General features: G+C 35.5%; 23 protein-coding genes. 13 read left to right on the top strand and 10 right to left on the bottom strand.

What is annotated here, in order from left to right; translation table 11 throughout:
- The first annotated feature begins 1 nt into the window (after window position 1).
- Window positions 2-1393 (top strand): UDP-N-acetylmuramate:L-alanyl-gamma-D-glutamyl-meso-diaminopimelate ligase, encoded by a 1392-nt coding sequence (gene mpl / locus J3U14_RS11105; protein ID WP_267350090.1) that lies wholly within the window; start codon window positions 2-4, stop codon window positions 1391-1393.
- 196 nt (window positions 1394-1589) lie between these two features.
- Here mpl and J3U14_RS11100 read toward each other — a convergent pair whose 3' ends face one another.
- A complete protein-coding gene (locus tag J3U14_RS11100; RefSeq protein ID WP_267350091.1) occupies window positions 1590-2948 on the bottom strand; it encodes an L-serine ammonia-lyase in 1359 nt (452 codons plus the stop codon).
- A 329-nt stretch (window positions 2949-3277) separates the two neighbouring features.
- Here J3U14_RS11100 and proS point away from each other — a divergent pair, with 329 nt between their 5' ends.
- The 3 genes from proS to J3U14_RS11085 all read left to right on the top strand — a co-directional run bounded on the left by proS (window position 3278) and on the right by J3U14_RS11085 (window position 7225).
- Window positions 3278-4999 carry a proline--tRNA ligase gene (proS, locus tag J3U14_RS11095; RefSeq protein ID WP_267350092.1) on the top strand — a complete coding sequence of 574 codons (1722 nt, stop codon included), beginning with the start codon at window positions 3278-3280 and terminating at the stop codon, window positions 4997-4999.
- A gap of 24 nt (window positions 5000-5023) precedes the next feature.
- Window positions 5024-5608, top strand: coding sequence for a tyrosine-protein phosphatase (locus J3U14_RS11090; RefSeq protein WP_267350093.1), 585 nt, complete (start codon window positions 5024-5026; stop codon window positions 5606-5608).
- 165 nt (window positions 5609-5773) lie between these two features.
- Window positions 5774-7225 (top strand): M48 family metalloprotease, encoded by a 1452-nt coding sequence (locus J3U14_RS11085; RefSeq protein WP_267350094.1) that lies wholly within the window; start codon window positions 5774-5776, stop codon window positions 7223-7225.
- A gap of 61 nt (window positions 7226-7286) precedes the next feature.
- On the opposite strand, the gene J3U14_RS11080 is transcribed toward J3U14_RS11085, so the two are convergent.
- Together J3U14_RS11080 and rluC are read right to left on the bottom strand one after the other, a co-directional pair.
- Entirely contained in the window at window positions 7287-7949 is a 663-nt protein-coding gene (locus J3U14_RS11080) for a histidine phosphatase family protein (protein ID WP_267350095.1), read from the bottom strand.
- 30 nt (window positions 7950-7979) lie between these two features.
- A complete protein-coding gene (rluC, locus tag J3U14_RS11075; RefSeq protein WP_267350096.1) occupies window positions 7980-8957 on the bottom strand; it encodes a 23S rRNA pseudouridine(955/2504/2580) synthase RluC in 978 nt (325 codons plus the stop codon).
- Between the two features lie 146 nt (window positions 8958-9103).
- On the opposite strand from rluC, the gene dsbB reads away from it, so the two are divergent.
- The 4 genes from dsbB to rapZ all read left to right on the top strand — a co-directional run bounded on the left by dsbB (window position 9104) and on the right by rapZ (window position 11990).
- The gene (gene dsbB / locus J3U14_RS11070) at window positions 9104-9634 is read left to right on the top strand and encodes a disulfide bond formation protein DsbB (RefSeq protein ID WP_267350097.1); all 531 of its coding nucleotides are present in this window, start codon (window positions 9104-9106) and stop codon (window positions 9632-9634) included.
- Window positions 9635-9712: 78 nt separating this feature from the next.
- Entirely contained in the window at window positions 9713-10369 is a 657-nt protein-coding gene (gene rluA / locus J3U14_RS11065; protein WP_267350099.1) for a bifunctional tRNA pseudouridine(32) synthase/23S rRNA pseudouridine(746) synthase RluA, read from the top strand.
- A 76-nt stretch (window positions 10370-10445) separates the two neighbouring features.
- A complete protein-coding gene (locus tag J3U14_RS11060) occupies window positions 10446-11042 on the top strand; it encodes an XTP/dITP diphosphatase (RefSeq protein ID WP_267350101.1) in 597 nt (198 codons plus the stop codon).
- A 99-nt stretch (window positions 11043-11141) separates the two neighbouring features.
- Window positions 11142-11990 carry an RNase adapter RapZ gene (gene rapZ / locus J3U14_RS11055; RefSeq protein WP_267350103.1) on the top strand — a complete coding sequence of 283 codons (849 nt, stop codon included), beginning with the start codon at window positions 11142-11144 and terminating at the stop codon, window positions 11988-11990.
- Here rapZ and J3U14_RS11050 read toward each other — a convergent pair whose 3' ends face one another.
- Window positions 11991-12812: a divergent polysaccharide deacetylase family protein gene (locus J3U14_RS11050; protein ID WP_267350105.1), complete on the bottom strand. Its 822-nt coding sequence runs from the start codon at window positions 12810-12812 to the stop codon at window positions 11991-11993.
- A complete protein-coding gene (envC, locus tag J3U14_RS11045) occupies window positions 12809-14017 on the bottom strand; it encodes a murein hydrolase activator EnvC (RefSeq protein ID WP_267350107.1) in 1209 nt (402 codons plus the stop codon). The genes J3U14_RS11050 and envC overlap by 4 nt, the downstream gene beginning before the upstream one ends.
- A gap of 212 nt (window positions 14018-14229) precedes the next feature.
- Between envC and glyQ the strand changes: the two genes are divergently transcribed.
- From glyQ to ybaK, 3 genes are all read left to right on the top strand, one after another.
- Window positions 14230-15165 (top strand): glycine--tRNA ligase subunit alpha, encoded by a 936-nt coding sequence (glyQ, locus tag J3U14_RS11040; protein WP_065558403.1) that lies wholly within the window; start codon window positions 14230-14232, stop codon window positions 15163-15165.
- Between the two features lie 8 nt (window positions 15166-15173).
- Window positions 15174-17246, top strand: coding sequence for a glycine--tRNA ligase subunit beta (glyS, locus tag J3U14_RS11035; protein ID WP_416380130.1), 2073 nt, complete (start codon window positions 15174-15176; stop codon window positions 17244-17246).
- Between the two features lie 965 nt (window positions 17247-18211).
- The gene (gene ybaK / locus J3U14_RS11030) at window positions 18212-18697 is read left to right on the top strand and encodes a Cys-tRNA(Pro) deacylase (RefSeq protein WP_267350111.1); all 486 of its coding nucleotides are present in this window, start codon (window positions 18212-18214) and stop codon (window positions 18695-18697) included.
- Between the two features lie 172 nt (window positions 18698-18869).
- Here the strand turns inward: ybaK and J3U14_RS11025 are convergent, their stop codons facing one another.
- The 4 genes from J3U14_RS11025 to J3U14_RS11010 form a co-directional block, all read right to left on the bottom strand.
- A complete protein-coding gene (locus J3U14_RS11025) occupies window positions 18870-19142 on the bottom strand; it encodes an HU family DNA-binding protein (protein WP_065558407.1) in 273 nt (90 codons plus the stop codon).
- A 176-nt stretch (window positions 19143-19318) separates the two neighbouring features.
- Window positions 19319-19912, bottom strand: coding sequence for a YjaG family protein (locus J3U14_RS11020; protein WP_267350113.1), 594 nt, complete (start codon window positions 19910-19912; stop codon window positions 19319-19321).
- Window positions 19905-20978, bottom strand: a complete 1074-nt coding sequence (hemE, locus tag J3U14_RS11015) for a uroporphyrinogen decarboxylase (protein WP_267350115.1) — start codon at window positions 20976-20978, stop codon at window positions 19905-19907. The genes J3U14_RS11020 and hemE overlap by 8 nt, the downstream gene beginning before the upstream one ends.
- Window positions 20979-21067: 89 nt before the next feature.
- Window positions 21068-21967, bottom strand: coding sequence for a LysR family transcriptional regulator ArgP (locus J3U14_RS11010; protein ID WP_065558410.1), 900 nt, complete (start codon window positions 21965-21967; stop codon window positions 21068-21070).
- Window positions 21968-22175: 208 nt separating this feature from the next.
- On the opposite strand from J3U14_RS11010, the gene rpiA reads away from it, so the two are divergent.
- Together rpiA and serA are read left to right on the top strand one after the other, a co-directional pair.
- Window positions 22176-22850, top strand: coding sequence for a ribose-5-phosphate isomerase RpiA (gene rpiA / locus J3U14_RS11005; protein WP_267350117.1), 675 nt, complete (start codon window positions 22176-22178; stop codon window positions 22848-22850).
- Between the two features lie 59 nt (window positions 22851-22909).
- The gene (gene serA, locus J3U14_RS11000; RefSeq protein WP_267350119.1) at window positions 22910-24151 is read left to right on the top strand and encodes a phosphoglycerate dehydrogenase; all 1242 of its coding nucleotides are present in this window, start codon (window positions 22910-22912) and stop codon (window positions 24149-24151) included.
- Between the two features lie 137 nt (window positions 24152-24288).
- Here serA and srlR read toward each other — a convergent pair whose 3' ends face one another.
- The gene (gene srlR, locus J3U14_RS10995; protein ID WP_267350121.1) at window positions 24289-25068 is read right to left on the bottom strand and encodes a glucitol operon DNA-binding transcriptional repressor SrlR; all 780 of its coding nucleotides are present in this window, start codon (window positions 25066-25068) and stop codon (window positions 24289-24291) included.
- Window positions 25069-25169 lie beyond the last annotated feature (101 nt).

Raw genomic sequence — 25169 nt, 5'->3', positions numbered from 1 at the left:
AATGCATATTCATATTCTTGGGATCTGTGGCACATTTATGGCAGGAATTGCATTAATAGCCCGTTCTCTTGGCCATAAAGTTACTGGCTCAGATAAAAACGTTTATCCACCTATGAGCACGCTTTTACAAAAAGAGCATATTGACATTATTGAAGGTTATGATCCATCACAACTGACTCCTAGCCCGGATTTAGTCATTATTGGTAATGCCTTATCCAGAGGTAATCCTTGTGTCGAGCATATACTAAATAGTAATATTCCTTATATCTCTGCGCCACAGTGGTTACATGACAATGTATTAAAAGATCGTTGGGTTATCGCTGTTGCAGGAACGCATGGTAAAACAACCACAGCAGGCATGGTCAATTGGATATTGGAAAAACAGGGATATAAACAAGGTTTTGTGATTGGTGGTGTACCGGGTAATTTTGATGTTTCCGCTCGATTAGGCGAAGGTAAATTTTTTGTTATTGAAGCTGATGAATATGATTGTTCGTTTTTTGATAAACGCTCCAAGTTTATGCATTACTGCCCTAAAACGCTTATTATGAACAATCTTGAGTTTGATCATGCTGATATCTTTGATGATCTTAATTCAATCCAAAAACAATTTCATCATTTGGTACGTTTAGTCCCTAGCAAAGGGCTGATTATTTCGCCTCAAGATGATGTGAATTTACGACAAGTCTTAGCCAAAGGTTGCTGGAGTGAACAAACTTTTACTGAGTCAGAATCTGGTTGGCTAGCTCAAAGAATTAACCATGATGCAAGTCACTTTGCTGTTTATTACAATAGTCAAAAAGTCGGCGAAGTAGAGTATTCTTTGGTTGGTGAACACAATATGCATAATGCACTCATGTCAATTGCTGCTGCCCATAATGTCGGTATTCAACCGGCTGATGCTTGTTTAGCTCTCAGCTCATTTGTTAATGCTAAACGACGTTTAGAACTTTATGGTAAAGTCAATAATATTGAAATATATGACGATTTCGCACATCATCCAACGGCTATTTTGGCAACCTTAGAAGCGCTACGTAGTAAAATTGGTGCTAATCGTCGTATTCTGGCAGTGTTAGAGCCTCGCTCAAATACCATGAAATTAGGCATATCGAAAGATGAATTAGCGCCATCATTAGGTCGTGCCGATGAAATCTTCATTTTTCAACCAGAACAGTTACCATGGTTAGTCGTTGATGTTGTTGATGCTTGTATTCAACCGGCTTATTGGTCTGGTGATATTGATTTGTTAGTTGAAATGATTGTTAAATCAGCAAAACCAACCGATGCAATATTAATTATGAGCAATGGAGGATTTAATGGTATTCATAAAAAGCTTTTGGATAAGTTAACAAAACAGCAAAGCAAAGAGCAGGAAGACCAAGATTTAATCTAATTGATTTTTATGCTTGTCGGTATGGCTAGTTACCTAGCCTACCATACAAGTATAAATAGCACACCTTTCACAATCTTTTCAATATATTACAATTTGTTTATCAACAATCAAAATCGGATCGCCCCAATCAGCATTGACTGGCAAAATTGATTTTAAGAAATAGATTTCAAATCGATTACTAATTATAAATGCACTACTAACTACAATGCACCGTTATGGCTAATCCACCCCGTGATGTTTCACGATATTTGGCATTCATATCTTTACCTGTCTCGTACATCGTTTCTATTACTTTATCAAGAGATACAATGGCAGCAGTTGTTCGTCTTAGCGCCATACGTGTCGCATTAATCGCTTTTACTGCAGCAATGGCATTACGTTCAATACAAGGGACTTGTACTTGACCATCTACGGGATCACAGGTTAAACCAAGATTATGCTCCATACCAATTTCAGCCGCCATACACACCTGTTCAGGACTGCCACCCAGCAATTCCGCAAGTCCAGCTGCAGCCATTGAACAAGCTACCCCCACCTCACCTTGACAACCTACTTCAGCCCCCGAAATAGAAGCATTATTTTGGTATAAAAGCCCAATGGCGCCACAAGTTAAAAAATACCGAACATAGGTATCAGGAGTTACAGGATCAATAAACTTATCATAATAAGCAAGCACTGCTGGAATAATACCGCAAGCCCCATTGGTTGGCGCTGTCACCACCCGCCCCCCTGCTGCGTTTTCTTCACTGACCGCTAAGGCAAACATATTTATCCAATCGATAATAATCATCGGATCATTATCATTTTTACTGGTTGATAATTGTCGGTAAAGTGCATTCGCTCGACGAGGTACTTTTAATGCACCCGGTAATAAACCTTCAGTGTGGATACCTCGCTTAATACAATCTAACATGGTTTGTCCAACCAACGTAAAATAGTTGATAATTTCCTGTTGCGAATGGAGTTGTAACTCATTTTTAAGCAGAATGCTTGATATCGATAATGAGTTTTCATCACAGTGCTGCAAAAGTTGTGCTGCCGATGAAAAAGGATAAGGAAAGTCAACCGTATTTTGATCTTGTTGACCAAACTGTGTATCTTCTACAATTTTACCACCACCGACCGAATAATAAGTGGTTTGAGCAAGTATTTGTTCACCTTGATAAGCCGTTAAAGTCATACCATTTTCATGCTTAGGCAAAAAAGTAGAATGAAATAGAATATTTTCACTTGAAAATGCTATTTCATAACGACCATTATAGATAGATAACCGTTTATTTTGATTCATATTTTGAATAAAAATAGGAATATCATCGATATTAACGGTATCGGGTTTTTCACCCGCTAGCCCTAAAATAATAGCGATATCAGTATGATGCCCTTTACCTGTCAAAGATAATGAACCATAGACATCGGCAATAATCTTAGTCACAACAGGCATTTGACCATTATCAATTAACTGATCGATAAATGCTTTGCCTGCTCGCATTGGACCAACAGTATGCGAGCTTGAAGGGCCAATACCAATTTTAAATATCTCAAAAACTGAAGCCATTTGTTTCCTTTATACGGTTAACGTCGATTAAAGTAAGAATAACTATTTGATCAAAGATGATGGCTATATTATGGCGTTAACCATGGCATAATCAAGTATAGAATCAAGCTTTCAATTTAAATCGTAAAAAATTTTGCCAAGCGAAGATATGTGCCTTAGTCATGTTGTTAATTTTCATTTTATCTCTCTTTATTTGCTTAAATTTATAAATAATTTTTGTCGATTACAACAATTACGCATAAAATTACTTTAGTGTTACGCGACGGACTGCTAAACTAGCTCACATTTTAGTATATTCATTAGTACATTATTTTTTTCAGGATAAATTTATGCGAACCAGTAAATATCTTCTTTCTACATTAAAAGAGACTCCAGCAGACGCTGAAGTGATAAGCCATCAATTAATGTTACGTGCCGGCATGATCCGTAAAGTTGCCGCAGGATTATATACTTGGCTGCCCACTGGTTATCGTGTACTTAAAAAAGTTGAAAATATTGTTCGGGAAGAGATGAACAGAGCAGGGGCAATTGAAGTGTTAATGCCAGTTGTGCAACCTGCTGATATTTGGCAAGAAAGCGGCCGTTGGGAACAATATGGTCCGGAATTATTACGTATTAAAGACCGGGGAGATCGTGATTTTGTATTAGGTCCAACCCATGAAGAAGTGATCACTGACTTACTACGCAACGAAGTGAGTTCATATAAACAGTTACCACTTAATGTTTATCAAATTCAAACCAAATTTCGTGACGAAGTCCGCCCTCGATTTGGCGTAATGCGTTCTCGTGAATTTATTATGAAAGATGCTTATTCATTTCATACTTCACAAGAATCCTTGCAAGAAACCTATGATGATATGTATAAAGCCTACAGTGCTATATTTACACGTGCAGGTTTAAATTTTAGAGCGGTACGAGCTGATACGGGTTCTATTGGTGGCAACTGGTCGCATGAGTTCCAAGTATTAGCCGACAGTGGTGAAGATGATATTGTCTTTTCTACCGAATCTGATTACGCGGCGAATATTGAGATGGCACAAGCATTAGCGCCAACACAAAGTCGCCTTGCACCAACCAAGGCGATGGAACTGGTTGATACACCTAATGCCAAAACGATTGATGAATTAGTTGCACAATTTAATTTACCTATTGAAAAAACAGTTAAAACACTTATGGTTAAGGCGACTAAAGAGAGTGGGCACCAACTTGTGGCTTTATTAGTCCGTGGTGATCATACGTTGAACGAAATCAAAGCGGAAAAAATTGATATTGTGGCATCGCCTTTAGAATTTGCAACTGAAGATGAAATTCGTGCGATAGTGAATGCAGGACCAGGTTCATTAGGACCGGTAAACCTTGATATGCCAATCATCATTGACCGTGATGTGGCAGTCATGAGCGACTTTAGCGCAGGCGCCAATATCGATCATAAACATTATTTCAATATCAACTGGGACAGAGATATCACTTTACCGCGTATCGAAGATATTCGTAATGTGGTTGAAGGCGATATTAGCCCTGACGGTAAAGGAACATTACAAATTAAACGTGGTATTGAAGTAGGACATATTTTCCAATTAGGCACCAAATATTCTCAAGCGATGAAAGCCACTGTTCAAGGGGAAGATGGTCAAAATCATGTCATGATTATGGGGTGTTATGGTATTGGTGTAAGTCGTATTGTCGCAGCAGCGATTGAACAGTGCCACGACGACCGCGGTATTATTTGGCCTGACGCAATTGCGCCTTTTAGCGTTGCCATAATACCAATGAATATGCATAAATCAGAAAAAGTACAAGCCACTGCTGAAAAGCTTTATGCAGATCTACAATCAGCAGGTATTGAAGTACTCTTTGATGATCGTAAAGAGCGACCGGGCGTGATGTTTGCTGATGCCGAACTCATTGGTATTCCACATACTTTTGTCATCGGTGAACGCAATCTTGAAAATGGCGAAGTTGAATATAAACACCGTGCTGGTGGTGAAAAATCGCTAGTAAAAATCGATGAATTGATGACATTTATTAAAAAACGTCTTCAAACTCTTTAAATAAACATGTTCGAATAATTAGTTATGCAAAATACAACACAACAGTTAAAAATGAGTCATAACCGTATTACAACGATTGTGATATGTCTACTACTGCTGTGTTGTATGAGTTTAAATCTCATTGGCTGTCAATCTAAGCTTAATTCTGATTATCAATTACCGGATAATTTTCATCAAGTGTCTAACGATATCTATCGCTCAGAACAACCTTCAATAACTGAATTTAAATATCTTGATAAACTTGGCTTTAAAACCATTATAAATTTACGGCTATTTCACAGTGATCGTGAGTTAGTCGAAAATACACAGATGTCAGAAGTTTGGATTCGAATGCGGGCAGGTGATATTACTGATGAGAAAATGATCCAAGTAATGAAAGCAATTCATACCTCCCCTAAACCGATATTAATCCATTGTTGGCAAGGTAGTGATCGTACCGGCGTCGCTATTGCTATGTACCGTTTGGTTTTTGAAAATTGGACTAAATCTCAAGCTATTAATGAGTTAATGCAAGCTGAATTTGGTCATCACTACAATGTTTATCCCAATATCAAAAAATATCTTGAAACAGTTGATATTGAAAAAATTCGCTCTGCCGTTTTTCAATAAAAAGATAGAAATTTTGATAACCCTAAACAACGTCATTGATTAAAGATGCTATCTGTTAGGCTTATTAACTTTATGTAAAGTTTAATCACAAATTCAAAGTGATATTGTGTTTTTTTTCAGCTAAAATAACTATTAATAATTATATTATCCCTATGGAATAAAATAATGCTAAAAAAAACAATTGCATTTTTAATCTCGGCTTCATTGCTATTGCAAAATACCTCATTGGTATATGCAGATAACATTAACTTGCCCGATATTGGTACAGCGGCTGCATCAACATTAAGTATCGGTCAAGAAATGGAAATGGGGGATTATTACATGCGAATGTTACGCGCTCAAGCCCCTATTCTAAATGATCCTGTTTTGAATCAATATATTAATGATTTGGGTCAAAAATTAGTTTCAAAATCAGAATCGGTACAAACCCCTTTTCACTTTTATATCATGCGTAGCGATGTCCTTAATGCTTTCGCTTTTTTTGGTGGTAATGTTGTTGTCCATTCTAAGTTAATACTTGATACGGATAACGAAAGTCAACTAGCGTCGGTCATGGCTCACGAAATAGGTCACGTCACCCAAAGACATTTAGCCCGTGCAATCGAAGCCCAAAATCGTAACAGTCCTTATTTTTGGGGAGCTACGTTAGGTTCTATATTACTTACATTAGCAAATCCTGAAGCTGGAATGGCTGCAATGACAAGTACAATGGCGGGGTCTGCACAAAGTATGATTAGTTTTACTCAGAGCAATGAGCAAGAAGCGGATCGTGTTGGTCTTAGGACTTTAGTCAAAGCCGGATTTGATCCTTATGCATCATCTGAATTTTTGCAAAAACTTGCTGATCAAACGCGCTTTAGTAGTAAACCGCCTGAAATATTACTTACTCACCCATTGCCTAATAATCGTTTAACTGACGTTCGCAACCGAACTTTGCAATACAGTAAAAAAAATATTACTTCTTCTCTTGATTACTATTTAGCTAAAGCTCGATTGGCGATTATTACGGCTAAAAATAAAAATGCCGCTTTGTTATTAATTCAAGATTATAAAAAATTAAATAATCAACCAAGCAAAATTGCCATCATATACTGTGCCGCATTGGCGGATTATCAGGCAGGTAAATATCAACAAGCCAAACAGCAACTTCAACCATTATTAGATAGTCAGCCTGATAATCTATGGTTTATTGATTTAATGACTGATATAGATTTAGAACTTAATAATAATAGTGTTGCCATTACACGATTACAGCAAGCTTTAAAAAAATTTCCTAACAGCACAGCGATACAATTAAATTTAGCGGCGGCTTATAATAATAATAAAAATTACCAACAGGCGGTTAGCCTTCTTCATCGCTATACCCATGATCATAATGACGATATGAATGGCTGGGATGAATTGATTAAAGCTTATGGTGGGCTGCACTCAACAGCACAACAAATGACTGCAAGAGCTGAGCTTATTGCTTTACAAGGTAGATTTGATGAATCTATTCAATTGCTGCAAAACGCTAAAAATAGAGCTAAAGGCGATCAAATCACACTATCTAAAATAGACGCCAGAATAAATCAATTAAAGCAAATGCAAAAACGCTTTGCAAAATACAAAAGGTAAAATTTATAATTTTCTGGCTAATGGCATCCACATTAGCCAGAAAAATATTCATTCAGCAAATTTATTTATTGGCTAAATGATCAACGTTATTATAAAACTTAACCGAAAATTGCCCTTTAGGCTGATTTTCATCTTGTTTATAGTTAACCACACTGATACTTGTATTTAACATACGTGGAAAATACGCTTCATCACGGTGTAAACGCCAGTCTCCTCCATTTAAAACACAAAGTAGTATCCGTAATACTGTGCCATGAGAAACAACTAAAATATTACCGGTATCTTGCTTAGTATTTTCGATAATGGTCTTTAATGCTCGCTCCATACGTGCCAAAACTTGTTGATAATTTTCACCTTGATTGACTGTTGCATCAAAGTTAGCAGGATCAGTGAGATAAGTGTTAAATTCCGGAAATGCTTTTTTTAATGTCGGCACATGTTTACCTTCCCAAATACCAAAATCCATTTCGCATAAATCTGAAAGTTCAGCTGTTGGAATAACATTTACATTTTCATTGATGATATAGTCTCGAGTTTCCATTGCACGCTGTTGAGTACTTGAATAAGCCTGTATGAACGGAATATCTTTAAGGTACTTTCCTGTCACCTTTGCACCTAAAATTCCTTCTTCTGTCAAAGGGGAATTCTGTGAGCCTTGCATTTGATCTTTAATATTCCATTCCGTCTGACCGTGTCTAATTAAATATAAATTGATATCTTTCATTGGTGCTAACTACCTTATTTATTTTTTAAATTATGCTTGTTTAAATTTATCTTTTCTAAGCTGAGTTAAACAAGCTTGCAATGTGGCATCCATTGGGGCTTGTAATAGCATTTCTTGCTGGGTTTTAGGATGAATAAATTTGACACTCGCCGCATGTAAAAAAAGACGGTTGAGTGTAGTATGTGATAATAATGCATCAAATTGGCGATCCCCATAACGATCATCAAAAGCAATCGGATGATTAGCATATTGCGTATGAATTCGAATTTGATGAGTACGGCCTGTTACAGGACTGGCTTTTATCAACGTGGCAAACTCAAATCGTTCTTCTACTTTAAAACGTGTTTCTGAAGGTTTTCCTTCTTTATCAACTTTCACAACGCGTTCACCACTTTTGAGCACATTTTTTAGCAATGGTGCTTGAATCACTTTACAGTCAGAAGACCAATTACCTTTCACTAATGCCAAATAGTTTTTTTGCATCTGCTTAAGACGAAGCTGTTCATGCAACGCTTTTAATGCAGAGCGTTTTTTAGCAATTAGCAACACCCCTGATGTTTCACGATCGATTCGATGCACTAACTCTAAAAATTTTGCTTCAGGTCTTAATGCTCGTAATCCTTCAATCACACCAAAACTTAAGCCACTGCCACCATGCACAGCAATTCCCGAAGGTTTGTTGATAGCTAAAATCATCTCATCTTCATAAATAATTGCCTTTTCTAATTCGGCCACTTTATTTAATTTTGTTGAGATTTCGGGCGTGGCTTTTTCAGCAACTCGAATAGGAGGAATACGAACTTCATCGCCAATATTCAATTTGTATTCTGGCTTAATACGTTTTTTATTCACTCGCACTTCACCTTTGCGTAATATACGATAGATCATACTCTTTGGTACACCTTTCAAATAGGTGAGTAAAAAGTTATCAATACGTTGAGTCGCATTTTCTTCAGATATAGTCACAAAAGTAACATTTAATTTTTTTTGTGGAGCGTTTGTGTGCATAAGAGATGATTAGTCCGCTATCAATGAGTAAAAGTCGTTTACATTATTCTTAAATAATCTACACTAATCTTAATTATAATTAGGTAGTTTTTTTCAGTATAATAAAAGCAAAACAATTATAACGGAATCTGGGAGAATAAAATAGTATGTTATCGCTGCTTAATCAGTACTCACGTAGAAGGTTTGCTTGGTTTTTACTTTTTCTTTCGACCGTTGTTTTTGAATTAATTGCTCTACATTTTCAATACAATTTAGGTCTTGCACCCTGTACATTGTGCATTTATCAACGTTGTGCAATATTTGGTATCATGATAGCAAGCTTTATTGGATTTCTGGCTCCTTGCAAAACATCTTTTCGTTTAGCCGGTATTTTTATTTGGCTTATTAGTGCATTTCAAGGTTTTCGATTAGCAAAATTCCATGCACAACTACAGTTCGAGCCAAGCTTTGGTGATACATGTTCAATTAAAACTGAATTTCCATCCTGGTTACCTTTAGATACTTGGTTACCTGAAGTATTTAGTGCTTATGGTTCTTGCTCCGAAAAAATCTGGTCATTTTTAACGATTGAAATGTCACAATGGATGATCATCATTTTTGCTTGCTATTTTATTGTGGGTCTGATCATATTGTTTATGCAGCTCTTTTCACCGAAAGAATCAACATGGCATAAGTAAACAATTTATAGAACTGGCACTTTTTGTTGATTTTGCTAGAATATATGGCAATTTTTAGTTATTAATTGTCATATTTAAATGCTTTTGGAATATCATCCCCCTACTGATCCTTGGCTGTCAATTTTATATCAAGACGATCATATCGTTGTTGTTAACAAACAACCGGGAATCTTATCGGTTTCTGGTAATAAACCACAATTTATTGACAGTATCATTCATCGTTTGCAACAAAAATATAGTTATGTGGAATCGGTACACCGTTTAGATATGGCAACCAGTGGCATTATGGTTGTCGCATTATCTAAACTTGCCGATCGAGAAATTAAAAAACAATTTCGAGAACGTATTCCTAAAAAGACCTATATCGCGGTTGTGCATGGACATGTTGAGCAAGACACCGGAGCTGTTGAATTACCACTGATTTGTGATTGGCCAAATCGTCCTAGACAAATGGTAGATAAGGAAAATGGCAAATATGCATTAACAGAGTATCAAGTTATTGCAAGAAATCCCGATAATACAACTCGCATTAAATTATTTCCATTTACAGGACGCTCTCATCAACTGCGTGTGCATATGCAAGCTATTGGTCATCCAATTTTAGGCGATAAATTTTATGCCCATCCAGAAGCTTTCTCGATGTCAAAAAGATTACTATTGCATGCACAATTATTAACAATTAATCATCCTAAATCAGGTGAAAACATGACTTTTACTTGTGATCCTGAATTTTAAATAAGTAAATATAAAAAACACTCATTATGTTTAATCAATCAGCTCAAATATTAAGCCAATAGGTTAAGGAACCTTTATGCAAAAAATTGTTTTAGCAACCAATAATCAGGGCAAAGTCAATGAATTACAAAATTTACTGGCTGATGCGGGTTTTGATATCGTCGCACAAAGTCAGTTTAATCTCCCTGATGCCGATGAAACAGGTTTATCATTTGTCGAAAATGCCATTATAAAAGCCAGATATGCCGCAAAATTAACTGGGTTACCCGCCATAGCCGATGATTCAGGGTTAGTTGTGGAAGTACTTAATGGTGAACCGGGTATCTATTCTGCACGTTATGCAGGTGAGCACGGTAATGATGAAAGTAATAATCAAAAATTATTACAAGCATTACAACCTATTCCTCAAGAAAAGCGTTCCGCATATTTTTATTGTGCTCTAGTTTTTATGCGTCATGAAAACGATCCTACTCCCATCATCTGTTTAGGCAAATGGAATGGCTTAATCTTAAATGAATTAAAAGGTAAAGGCGGTTTTGGTTATGATCCTTTATTTTATGTGCCAGAACTAAATTGTACTGCCGCTGAGCTGACTAAAGAACACAAAAGCCAAATTTCCCATAGAGGGCAAGCTCTTAAACAATTGATTAAAGAAATAAAAACTAAATATTAAAAATATTTAGTTTGTTGTAATATTGTTTATATTCCAAATTGCAAGTTTACGAATAAACGTTATATACTTACATGCATCAATTATATCGGAGTTGAAATTGTGATCCTACTGATAGTAAGTGGCCGTTCAGGTTCAGGAAAATCGATTGCATTACGTGCGTTAGAAGACATGGGTTTTTATTGTGTTGATAATATTCCTGTTGCTTTATTACCACAATTAGCTGATTCACTCAAAAATAATAAAACCCCTGTTGCTGTGAGTATTGATATCCGTAATTTACCAATCAATTTTGATTTTGATAAAGATATATTTCAACGTTTACCTCAATCTGTTTCGCCTGAGATAATTTTTTTTGATTGTGGCCGTAATACGCTTATCCGTCGTTATAGTGAAACAAGACGAATTCACCCATTGGCTAATCAGCAATTTTCCCTTGAAGAAGCCATCGATCAAGAAGAAAAGTATTTAGAACCCTTAAAATCTCATGCTAGTTTAATGATTAATACTGATAATCTTTCCGTGCATGAATTATCAGATATTTTACGATCTCGTATTTTAGGCAAAAAAGAGCGTGAACTCACCATGATTTTTGAATCATTTGGTTTTAAGCATGGTTTACCGGTGGATGCAGATTTTGTCTTTGATGTTCGTTTTTTACCGAATCCACACTGGGATGTATCGTTAAGACCACTAACAGGATTAGATGATCCGGTCAAAAACTATCTATTAAAACATGATGAAGTGACCAATTTTATTTATCAAACTGCAGATTATTTAAAAAATTGGTTACCAATGTTAGAGAAAAACAATCGAAGTTATTTAACTATTGCAATTGGTTGCACAGGTGGTCAACACCGTTCCGTGTTCATTGCTGACCAGTTAGCTGATATTTTTCGAGCTCAAAATAAACAAGTCCAAGTCCGTCACCGTACTTTAGAGAAGAAGTAATTATTGCTGAATTATTGATAAATAATAGATTTCATAACCTATTTTTTCAAATATTTTGTATATATCTTTGAAGGTTAATGTTGGTTTTTCGGGTAAGGATTCTGGATGAATTAATTGACTAAGTTTAACAAGTTGTATATCTGAAGGTAATTCGGACAGCTTTTTTGTTAAGACGTTCACCGTTTGTGGATAAGGATGACCAATAACAATTGCTTGCCCCTTTTTTCGGGCTAATTCAATAGCAATATCAAATTGGTAAGCAATGGCATTTTCATTCTGTTTATCATCAAGAAAAACATCTCGTACAAGAACAGGTATATTATAGTTTTGAGCCGCATTAATTACCTGCGTTTTACCTATTGTTTTGCTGTCTAAATAGAAGAATGAATAATGGCTAAGTGCTTTCATAACATGCTCCATACCTTTAAGGTCAGATGTCATTAAACTTCCCATATGATTATTCACGCCAATTGCATAAGGTACGCGCTCAACAGCATTGGCAATAATTTGATTAACTTCTTCTTCCCCCATATAAGGAAATAGTGTCTCTTTTTCTAATGGTTGTTTAGATAATGGTGCCATGGGTAAGTGAATAATCACCTCATTACCTTGTTTGTTTGCTAAGGTAGACATCTGTTTGGCATGGGGTGAATAAGGCAAGACTGCAATCGTAATATTAGGTGATAGTGAAATAATTTTTTGTTCATTTTGCTGACGATAACCGAAGTCATCAATAACAATAGCCAGTTGTGAAGCAAGTCCATTATTAATAGGGAATAATAACAGACTCATAAAAACTAAACTTACACAGCGTACAATCATTTTAACCATCCACTCGGATCTAGCGCTTTACCATCACGCCGAATTTCAAAATAAAGTCCGGGATTATTTTGACCACCACTCGAGCCAACAATTGCAATTGATTGACCGGTTTTAATTTTATCCCCAACTCCCACTAAAACACGCTGATTATATCCATATAAGCTCATGTCGCCTTTTCCGTGCTCCAAAACCACCATAAATCCATAGCCTTGTAGCCAACTGGCTAATAACACTCTTCCATCAGCAATTGCTTTGACTGTCACACCATTTTTCGCATTAATGACCATACCTTTCCAGTATAATTCGCCCTGTAATGCCTCACCAAATCGATGTGCCACACTCCCACTTACCGGCCAGTTAAATTGATGAGCCGGTTTGCCAATACCACTCACTCTTGCCATGAGTGATTGTTCATCTGAGCTCAATGTATAGTTATTATTTTTTTGTTTTTCTTCAATATTTTTAGCTTGCCTTGCTTCTTCTTCTGCAATACGTTGACTTTCTTTTTCTGCTTGAGCGATTTTTGCTTGCAATTTCGCTTCGTTTTCACGTAGTTGCGCTAATTTTTGTTGATTCTGTTGCATAGATGATTCAAGCGATACTATCGTTTTTTTACGATTTTGACGATTTTTTTCAAGCCTCAATTGTTCTTGCTTTTGTCTATTTTGTAATACTTTATGAGAGGACTCTTTTTTTTGCAAAGCTGCTTTTTTTTCACTTAATTGTAATTGGGTCTGTTTAAGTTCATTAATTAATTGCTCTCGAGCTTGGTTAATGTATCCGTAATACTGAATAATTCGTTCGTTACGTTCCCCCTTTTCCCCCGAAAATACCAGTTCTAATCCGCTATTTTTCCCAATTTTAAATGCACCTATCAATTGTTTAGCTAACACTGCTCGTTGCTGTGTTTGCTTATTAACCAGCTCATCTATCTGGTCAATCATTATATGAATTTCTTGATTAAGTTTTTTTAACGATAAATCATTTTTTTCAATTGAGGTCAACAAAATTGCTATTTCGGTTTCTTGCTGTTTAAGGTCTTTGACTAATTGAGTGCGTTGTTTATTTTGTTCTGCTATTCGATTTTCTTGTTCTTCAATTGAACGACGCAAAGACTCTAGCCTCTGAGTATCATCAGCGTGCAAAAAACTAACATTGATTAATGTTATAAAAATAATCACAACAATTTTTTGATAAATAGACATGGTGTTTTATTTTAGATTTATTACCAAGCAATAATGATAATGTCACTATACCGACAAATAGGTAAAGATGCAAAATGTAAACCACATTAAGATAGTTAAGTAATATATTATGATATGAAGCGATTAGACATTTCACAAGCACTCATAAAAAGTATAAAATACAGCACTGTTTTAAATATCGAAAAAATCAATTCAACCATAAAGACAACATCATGCAAAAGTTTAATGTCAAAACCTTTCAAGGTTTAATACTTACGTTACAAGATTACTGGGCTAATCAAGGTTGTACAGTGATTCAACCCTTAGATATGGAAGTGGGTGCAGGTACATCACATCCAATGACCTGTTTACGTGCGCTTGGACCTGAGCCAATTAATGCTGCTTATGTTCAGCCTTCTCGTCGCCCTACTGATGGTCGTTATGGTGAAAATCCAAATAGGCTACAACATTATTATCAATTCCAAGTTATTTTAAAACCTTCACCCGATAATATCCAAGAACTTTATTTAGGTTCGTTAAAGGAGCTTGGTCTAGATCCGACAATCAATGATATTCGCTTTGTTGAAGACAATTGGGAAAACCCAACCTTAGGTGCCTGGGGGCTTGGCTGGGAAGTGTGGTTAAATGGTATGGAAGTAACCCAATTTACTTATTTTCAACAAGTCGGTGGACTTGAATGTAAGCCAGTAACAGGTGAAATAACGTATGGTTTGGAACGACTAGCCATGTATATTCAAGGCGTTGATAGTGTTTACGATTTGATTTGGAGTGATGGAGCATTCGGTAAAACGACTTATGGCGATGTTTTCCATCAAAACGAAGTTGAACAATCAACTTATAATTTTGAATATGCGAATACTGACTTCTTATTTTACTGTTTTGAACAACACGAAAAAGAAGCAAAATTTTTGCTTGAGTTAGAAAAGCCACTTCCTTTACCAGCTTATGAACGTATTTTAAAGGCCGCTCACTGTTTTAATTTACTTGATGCCCGTAAAGCCATTTCGGTTACAGAGCGACAACGCTATATATTACGTATTCGAACATTAACTAAAATGGTTGCTGAAGCCTATTATGCATCACGTGAAGCGCTCGGTTTCCCTATGTGCCAAAATTCACCTTCAAGCGAAAGTGCATCATCTAAGTAGGAATATATATTATGCAAAAAACATTTTTAGTGGAAATTGGTACAGAAGAGTTACCACCAAAATCGCTCCGCACTTTGGCTGAAAGTTTTGCGGCTAATTTTATCGAACAACTGGATAATGCAAATTTAGAACATGGTGAAGTCCTTTGGTATGCATCACCAAGACGTTTAGCATTAAAAGTATTAAATCTAAATGATACTCAACCTGATAGCCAAATAGTTAAACGAGGCCCCGCAGTAAGTGCAGCATTCGATCAAGCAGGAAATCCAACGAAAGCCGCAGAAGGTTGGGCTCGTGGTTGTGGTATTACGGTTGATCAAGCAGAACGAATACAAACAGATAAAGGGGAATGGCTTTCTTATACACAAAATCAAAAAGGACAGCCTGTTGTCAATTTGTTATGTGATATGGTTAAAAATGCTTTAAACAAATTACCAATACCAAAACCAATGCGCTGGGCAGCCCGTCAAGTTGAATTTATTCGCCCAAGCCATACTGTGACGATGTTATATGGTGATGAACTGGTACCCGGTACTATTTTAGACATTGATTCCGCACGGGTGATCCGTGGACACCGTTTTATGGGGGAACAGGAGTTTACTATCGATAATGCCGATCAATATCCTGAAATTTTAGAACAACGCGGTAAAGTTATTGCTGATTATGATAAACGTAAATTAATTATCCAACAACAAGCAGAAGCCGCAGCGGCAAAACTTAATGGTAAAGCGGATTTAACAGACAGTTTATTAGAAGAAGTCTCTTCATTGGTTGAGTGGCCTGTTGTTTTAACAGCAAAATTTGAAGAACGTTTTTTAGACGTCCCTGCCGAATCACTTGTTTATACTATGAAAGGCGATCAAAAATACTTCCCTGTTTATGATAAACAAGGAAAATTGCTACCGAATTTTATTTTTGTTGCTAATATTGAGTCAAAAGATCCGCAAGTGGTCATTGCTGGTAATGAAAAAGTGGTTCGTCCACGTTTAGCCGATGCTGAGTTTTTCTATAAAACAGATTTAAAACAGCGTTTAGAAGATCGCTTACCTCGCCTTGAAACGGTATTATTTCAACAACAGTTGGGTACTGTAAAAGATAAAGCATTACGTATTGAATCATTGTCAGGTTTCATTGCTGAGCAAATTGGTGCAAATGTAGCGCAAGCAAAACGTGCAGGCAAATTGACTAAATGCGATTTAGTCACGAACACTGTTTTCGAGTTTCCTGAAACGCAAGGGATTATGGGACGTTATTTAGCCCTTAAAGATGGTGAAAGTGTTGAAGTCGCCACCGCCATAGAAGAACAGTATAAACCTCGTTTTGCCGGTGATGAGTTGCCAAGTACAGCTGTTTCTTGCGCTGTTTCAATCGCTGAAAAAATGGATACTTTAGCGGGTATTTTTGGTATTGGGCAACATCCTAAAGGCGACAAAGACCCCTTTGCATTGCGACGTGCGGCTATTGGTGTGCTAAGAATCATTGTGGAAAAAAACTTACCGTTAGATCTTATTGCATTATCTGAATTTGCCACTTCACTATATGGTGATAAATTAAACAATAAAAATGTTGTAACCGATATTGTTAGTTTTATGCAAGGCCGTTTTCGAGCTTGGTATCAAGAACTTGGTTTCACCATTGATACTATTCAAGCCGTATTGGCTCTTAATCCTACCAAACCAGCCGATTTTGATGCGCGTGTAAAAGCCGTAACACATTTTAGAACACTGCCAGAAGCATCATCATTAGCTGAAGCAAATAAACGAGTATCGAATATATTGTCTAAAGCAGAACTATCAATTCCTGATAGTGTTAATGCTTCATTGCTTGAAGCCGGTGCAGAAGGAGAGTTAGCAAAACATGTTGCGGTGTTAATGGATAAATTAGCGCCATATTTTAATCAAGGACGGTATCAAGATGCCCTCGTTGAGTTATCTACGCTTAAAGCACCCGTTGATGAATTTTTTGCTTCAGTTATGGTCATGGTTAATGATGAAAAAATAAAACTTAATCGTTTATCATTATTGAAAAAACTACAAAGTTTATTTTTAAAAGTTGCAGATATCTCATTATTACAATCATAATAAATATATACCAACACTTGTGGTAGCCTTTTTTGGTTACCACTTAATGACTTAGAGCTAAAAAATGCAAACCGAATTATCCTTTTCTCGATTGTTAAATGAAACAATTAATTTTATTAGAAATCGTTTTCAGCCAATCATTATCATCTGTTTTTTAATCAGTGCCACTACCACACCAATTTTAAATAATTTATTTGATAAACAACTTTTTCAGCAATTATCTAACCAATCTCTCTATGCCGTGTTATTGCAATTATTAAAACCAGCAATGATTTATATGGTGATAAATTTTATGACACAGGCGATTATACTTGCTGTGATATATAATTATTCAATCAGCAATAAATTTAATTTCAATTTAATATTGTCCCGTTTGTTACCAAACATATTAAATTTAATCGGTTTAAATTTAGTTTGTGCATGTTTAATCGTTACTGGGTTAATATTTATGTTATTAATATGCTCAGTTTTGAATCTGATTTTACCCATCCAAATCATGAATCTTTTAATTTTAACGGTCACGATTGTTGTTATGATTGTTATATCGATAGTTTATTTCCAATTCAATAGTTTAATTATTGAACCTTCAACAAAAGATTTTTTCCAAAAATTTATAGACTGTTTTACACACACGCTAATGTATTGGCGATTAACCTTACCAATGTTTTTAATCTACTTTTTAGCTATATTTTTATTGTCACATTGGGCAATTTCAATTACATCGCTGATGATAAATATTATCTATTCAACAATAATAATATTTGCAAATATCTTTATGATATGTTTCCTTTATCGTCTCAATATGCTATTAAAAAACCAGCATAAAACCCAGTAAAAAACAAAGCAAAATATCAATTAATTATTTAAAATTATCCACTATTCTTTTTAATCACTCTATAAAAAAATTTATAGAGTGATTAAAATTAAATGATACCCTATCATTTTGAATTACAGGGGATATTGATATGACACCAGCAATTAACCAACTAAAAAAATTAAAAATTCAATTTAAAATTCATCAATATGAACACGACCCTAATACAACTAATTACGGTCAAGAAGCTGTCAATAAACTTGATCCAACATTAAATGTGATTGCCGATCAAATTTTTAAAACGCTTGTTGTAAGTTTAAACAACAATGACAAAACATTAGCTGTTTGCGTATTACCTGTTAATAAACATTTAGATCTTAAAAAAGTAGCAAAAGCATTTAACTGTAAAAAGATTGATTTAACTCATCCTAATATAGCTGAAAAAACGACAGGCTATTTGGTTGGAGGAATCAGTCCATTAGGTCAGAAAAAACGTCTACCCACATTAATTGATATTAGCGCAAATTATTTAAACACTATGCTGGTATCAGGCGGAAAAAGAGGATTAGAAATTGAAATGGCACCTAGTGATTTACTTACAGTATTAAATGCTAAATTTATAGAAATTACATCTTAGCTTAATTAAATAATATTAACTAACAAACACAGATTAAATGTAAGATAATTTAAACGCATTGTAATGCATTGATACGTTTTAATCATTTTTTTAAATAGAAAGGTCATGAAACGATGTTCCATGACCTAGCGTTATTAATTGTCAAAAAAACATTTTCGACAATTTAAAAAAACTATTTGATTGCTTCTTTAAGACTTTTACCTGATACGAAAGCAGGTACTTTGCTTGCAGCAATTTTGATTTCTTTACCGGTTTTAGGATTACGACCCGTGCGTGCTTTACGAGCATTAACTTTAAATGTACCGAAACCAACTAATTGTACTGGTTCGCCAGCTTTTAATGATTCAGTAATAGCTGCTAATGTAGCTTCTAACGCAGTTTTAGCTGCAACTTTAGTAATATCAGCTTTACTAGCAATTGCATCGACAAGTTCTGTTTTATTCATGGAAATATCCTTACATATTTATTTTATTGTTAAAGTTAACATAATAAAGAAAGTTAATTACATAACTTTCCAACTGTAAACAACATTTAGGTTACATTACTATTAAATGTAGTCTATATTGCTCTAATATAAAAGAAAAATTTATTAAAAAATAAAAAAATCATGGCTGGAACGCTTTAATTGCTTAAAAAAACACCAATATTACTCATTTGTGACGTTCGAATTTCTGCTTTTAGACCTTTTATTAAATCTTCCATTTCATTTTTTTCATCGCGTAATAATCGGAAAATTTCCCATTGCAAATCAAATTCATCAATTACACTAGGTAATTGCTGTTGTTCATCCTCTGAAAGTAAAATATTTTCTTTTGTCATCTCAAATTCAGCAATAGTTGTCGCTGATATACTACTTACTTTAGCGGTGTGTTCAGCAATATCACCACTTAAATACGAGTGTAACAACTCGCTAAGTGCCTGACATGCATCAATAGCAGGATAGACCATATAAGGGCTTTCATTAGTAAAAACAGGAATGATAGCTTCTAATTTTTCTAGCTGTAAATCAAAGTTTATTTTCACATCATAGACTAATAAGGATTCCCATATTAAATCAAGTATTTTTTTGTAATTTTTACTATCTTCTTGATTATCAACTTGTTTGCAGTAGTAAACAAAGTTAGGGTACATTCGTTCACACAAACAAACCATAAATAAACGTTGTTGCCATTCAGGCAATTTTTCCATTCTTAATTGAATTGGGTTTTTAATCATGATGAAACCTTTTTGATTGACGATGAACCGCGTCAATTAAATATTGTACATGTTCTAGCGGAATATCTTGATGAATACCATGTCCTAAATTAAAAACATGCCCATTATGATAGCCAAATTCCGATAACACAGCATCTACATTCGCTTCGATTATTTGTTTATCAGCATATAATACTGAAGGATCAAGATTACCTTGTACCGCTATTTGTCCTTTTTGTGGCACGTTACTTAGATCAACTGTCCAATCAACACCTATCGCATCACATCCCGAGTTTATAATATTTTCTAGCCATAATCCGCCACCTTTAGTAAATAAGGTTACAGGTACATAAGAAGTGATATTTTGACTCTTTTTACCTAGTTTTAATTGCGATAGGATTAATTTCATATAATCTAATGAAAACGTTTGATAGCTTTGATGACTCAGCACCCCGCCCCAAGTATCAAATATCATTATCGACTGCGCACCAGCTTCAATTTGGGCATTTAAATATATAGCGACACTGTTAGCCAGTTTTTCAAGTAATAGGTGCAGTGCCTTAGGATCACTATACAGCATTTTTTTTATTTTAGTAAAAGCTTTACTACTACCACCTTCAATCATATAGGTAGCGAGTGTCCATGGACTACCCGAAAATCCAATTAATGGTACTGTTCCGTCGAGTTCTTTTTTGGTTAGCCGAATAGCATCCATCACATATCTCAATGATTGCTCTGGATCAGGAATGGGGAGTTGCTGAATATCAGATAGACACTGAATTGATTGCTTAAATTTTGGGCCTTCTCCTGTTTCAAAATACAAACCAAGCCCCATTGCATCAGGAATAGTTAATATATCAGAAAAAATAATGGCGGCATCAAGATCAAATCTTTTCAGTGGCTGCAAAGTCACTTCACAAGCTAAATCGGGAGTTTGACACATCGTCATAAAATCCCCTGCTTTAGCTCTTAAATCACGATATTCAGGTAAATAACGCCCAGCTTGGCGCATCATCCACACAGGCGTGTAATCAACAGGTAAACACTGTAAAGCTCGTAAATAACGATCATTTTTTAGTTGATACATAGCATCGACTCTTTTAGTTGTTATGACAATTGATCCAAACGTTTAAAGTTAACATCTTATTTTAGCATTTTATATGCTTATATAATCGATTATTTATGAGGTTGAGAAAGCACATTTTGTGCATAACGGATCAATGTTTCAGAAATATTTTGCATCACACTACTTTCAGGGGCAAATCGATGCCAATAAAGCATTCGTCTTTGATAAAGACCTTCTGTCAAATTGACAAGTTCTCCCGTTTTCAACTCTTGTTCAACTTGAAGTTTTGGTAACATACAACAAGCCGAACCTTGTTTGGCTAGCTGAACAAATGCTTCAGAAGAACTGGTTATATGACAGACGACACTTCCTGGCGTAAGATTAAAATTCTCTTGTAAAAAAGCTTGATGCATATCATCTAAATGATCAAAAGCTACCGCTGGTGCTTTTAACAAGGAAGAACGGGTAACCCCATTAGGAAAATATTTTTTAGCAAAATCTGGCGACGCAACAAAAATATAGTCTAAGGCGCCTAACATATCTGACAAGCAACCCGGTAATGGATTGGCTTGAATACTGATTGCGGCCACAACCGTACCAAGTCGCAATAATTCTAATGTATGCTCTTCATCTTTAACTTGGATATCAAAACGTAAAATATTTTTATCTAACACGGGTTTTAACGCAGGTAAAAGCCAGGTTGCGAGTGAATCCGCGTTGATTGCAATCGATAACGACAATGGTGTCGGATTTTGATCGTTATCGCCTAACCATTGTTGTTCGAGTAATTCTACTTGATGCAATAAACCTAAAAGATGTTCCCCTTGCTTGGTCGCTTTGGGCGGAATGGTTCTGACTAAAAGCTGCTGACCAAAAAAACTTTCAAGTTGCTTGATGCGTTGTGAAACCGCCGGTTGTGTAATACACAATTTATCGGCTGCTCTTTCAAAACCTCGCTCTTTTATTACTGCATCTAATGCTTGTAATGCTCTATAATCTGGACGCTTCATAATCTCTTTACGAATAATGGGATCTTTGCTTGAATACTCAAACCTTTTAGAACCGGCTAATTTTTTAAATAGATCTAAAACTTAATATATTTTATTAAAATACTAATGATTTTTGCTTTCCAAACGGTTACTATGCCATATCTTCAGTAATTTTGCTTTCAAAATTTTATTTTTTTGAATAAAAATTATTTAAAACTACGGTGATATTATGACGCAAGATGAATTAAAAAAAGCGGTCGGCTGGTCTGCTTTAAAGTTTGTAAAACCCAACTCATTAGTCGGAGTTGGAACAGGGTCAACAGCCGCACATTTTATTGATGCTTTAGCAACGATTAAAAGTCAAATTAAAGGAACGGTTTCAAGTTCAGAAGCTTCCACCCAAAAACTACTCAGCTATGGTATCCCCGTACTTGATTGTAATGAAGTCGATAGTTTGGATGTTTATGTTGATGGCGCAGATGAAATTAATTATCAGATGCAGATGATAAAAGGTGGAGGAGCTGCACTCACGCGCGAAAAAATTGTTTCAGCATTGGCTAAACAGTTTATTTGTATTGTTGATGAATCAAAAGTTGTCAATGTATTAGGTAAATTTCCTTTACCCATTGAAGTCATACCAATGGCTAGATCATACGTTGCACGTGAGTTATTTAAACTGGGTGGAAAACCCGTTTATCGTCAGGGCGTTGTAACTGATAATGGCAATGTTATTTTAGACATTCATGATTTAGTCATCACAAACCCAATTGAATTAGAAAATTGTATTAATAATATTCCAGGTGTCGTCACAGTTGGTTTGTTTGCTAACCGAGGTGCAAACATTGCATTAGTCGGTTCAAGTTCAGGTGTCAAAGAGTTAACATTAAACCGTTGTTCAAATTAAATTGAGTGTTATTATTAAAGTTTTACGCATTGATGTGGTATATGGAAAGAGAGGAAAAGATGGTTGTTCAGGCTTTAACTAAAGATGAAAATAAGTTTTTATTACTTGAAGGTGTTCACCCTAGTGCCATTGAGGTACTCAAATCCGCAGGTTTTACAAATATAGAATATCTTAAAAGCGCCTTATCCCCTACCGAACTTAAAACAGCCTTAAAAGATGTCCGCTTCATAGGAATTCGCTCAAGAACTCATTTAACCGAAGATATTATTAATTCAGCACCTAAATTAGCCGGTATTGGTTGTTTTTGTATAGGCACGAATCAAGTTGATCTCGATGCTGCAACTGTTAAAGGTATTCCTGTTTTTAACGCTCCATTTTCGAATACGCGATCTGTTGCTGAACTTGTTTTAGCCGAAGCCATATTATTACTTCGACGAGTACCAGAAGCCAATGCTCAAGCTCATCAAGGTAAATGGAATAAAATAGCGACGGGATCTCATGAAGCTAGAGGTAAAAATCTAGGTATTATTGGCTATGGTCACATAGGTAGCCAATTAAGTATATTGGCTGAATCATTGGGAATGAATGTCTATTTTTATGATATTGAAACAAAATTACCTTTAGGCAATGCAAAACAGGTAGCAAGCATGAATGAATTACTCGCAATGAGTGATATTGTCAGTATGCATGTCCCTGAAAACCCAACCACAATCAGAATGATCAGCAAAAATGAGATCGATCAAATGAAATCAGGTGCGATATTAATTAATGCATCACGCGGTAAAGTTATCGATCTTGATGCATTAACTGATGCTTTAAAAGCCAATAAAATTAGTGGTGCCGCCATTGATGTATTTCCGACCGAACCAGCAAGTAATAATGATCCATTTGAATCGCCATTATGTGAATTCGATAATGTCATTATCACTCCGCATATTGGTGGTTCTACCAGCGAAGCTCAAGAAAACATTGGTATCGAAGTGGCGACTAAATTGGCTAAATATTCCGACACAGGTGCGACCCTGTCAGCTGTTAATTTTCCTGAAGCTTCTTTACCTATTCCGGCTAAAGGATCGAGTCGATTTATCAATATTCACCATAATCAACCCGGTGTATTAACCGCAATCAATACTTTGTTTGCAGAACAAGGTTTAAATATTTCGGCTCAATACCTACAAACGGATCCTAAAATTGGCTATGTAGTTATTGATATCGATAGGGTTGAACAAAGTAAAGCTGAAGAGTTATTAATTAAACTCAAAAATGTCGCAGGGACTATCAGAGCAAGATTACTATTTTAACTAAAGAAAATTATCAATTAAAGGGTTATTGATCATGGGTTTTGGTTTCTAACGTATCTCAATATATATTGAGATTACGTAAGAAGCCAAATACTCCAGAAATTTAATTCCACATTCAATCAAACTTTAGTATTAATCTATTTATCAACTACTTTAACTTTAATAACATTGATACCCCGTTGTATCAAAGCATCATAATATTTATCATCTAAATGATCATCAGTGATGATAGTATCCACTGCATCTAAATCACAAACAACATTTGGGCTTCGTCGTCCAAACTTTGAAGAATCCGCTAATAAAATCAGTTTGGCAGCAGCTTTACTCATTGCCACACTACCGTGATAACTTTCATTAAAAGTGGTTACCCCACCAACCAAATCCACGCCATCAGCACCCATAAACAGTTTATCAAATGAATAGGATTCAAATGCTGCAATAGCTGAAGCATTATTACTATGAAACGAAGCGGATTTACGACGAAATGTGCCACCTGTTAATATAATATTTTGGTCATTATCATTAGCAACGAGCTCATTCACCATATGTAAGCTGTTGGTCATGATAGTTAAATTATTGAATTGAGCTAGCATAGGAATCATTTGTGCAACGGTACTTCCTGCATCAAAAATAACAGAATCCCCGTCATGAATAAGTGTTGCCGCTTCCTGTGCTATTGCTTTTTTTTGTGCCGTATTAATATAAGTTTTGTGATCAATCGCACGGTCACCAATTTCGCGATTTAACATTGCACCACCATAAGTCCGTAGTACAAGCCCACTTTCATAGAGTTGAGTAAGATCTTTTCGAATAGTGGTACCCGTCGTTTGAAAATGGGTAGCTAGCTCATCAACACTCACTTGCCCATTTTTTTGCAGATATTCTAAGATTGCAGTTTGTCGTTGCCTTACTTTCATGATTGGAGTCCATTATTACTGTTCAATAACAGAATTAATTTATTGTATAAAATATTATACTTCATCATGAAAGAAAATACTTTTCAAAATAAAAGATAGGG

It is taken from the genome of Gilliamella sp. B3801 (genome assembly GCF_026536645.1).
In the GTDB taxonomy this organism is placed as follows: Bacteria; Pseudomonadota; Gammaproteobacteria; order Enterobacterales; family Orbaceae; genus Gilliamella; species Gilliamella apicola_I.
The sequence above is the reverse complement of the archived record's forward strand: the minus strand, read 5'-3'. Positions and strand labels throughout refer to the sequence as shown.